Source organism: Vibrio sp. 1401 (assembly GCF_033340295.1).
The window spans coordinates 1-541 of record NZ_JAWOWF010000754.1 but is presented as its reverse complement, the minus strand read 5'-3'; the positions used below and the strand labels follow the sequence as shown (position 1 = coordinate 541).

The 541-nt window shown below is 47.0% G+C and carries 1 protein-coding gene; it reads left to right on the top strand.

Annotated features, from left to right (window positions below; all coding sequences use genetic code 11):
- Positions 1-541, top strand: a 541-nt coding sequence (locus R7Z77_RS27980; protein WP_318137382.1) for a LysR substrate-binding domain-containing protein, incomplete at both ends; no start/stop codon positions are given.

Below are 541 nucleotides of genomic sequence, written 5' to 3'. Positions count from 1 at the left end.
ATCCATTGTTTACGCGTAACTCACATGGATTAACGCCAACACCACGTGCATTGTTCCTCAAACCGAAACTGGATCTGTTGATTAACCAATTAGAAGTGCTGACCCAGCCAGAAGAGTTTTCGCCCCAAAGCAGTGAATACCGTTTTCAAATTGCAGCGGTGGAAAGTGTCTACCCATTAATCTTGCCGCATTTCTTACCAGCGATTTTTCAACAGGCACCCGGCGTCACCATCAGCACGCATCCTTGGTCAGATAACACCTTCAAAATGTTGCAGCGTGGTGAGCTGGATTTGGGATTAACTGGTAAAGACATCGACATCAATGACGCAAAACTTACCCTGCTGCCACCGGATGATATTTGCGAACTCGAAATCTATCGCGACCATCAGATGTGCATCATTCGTAAAAACCATCCCGCACTAAAACAGAAGTGGAACCTCGAAGCGTATCTCGCACTTCGTCACGTACAAGTGCGTTGTGATGGAAACGACCGTTGGTTGTTGGATTATCGTTTAGCGGACATTGGCGCAGAGCGCGATAT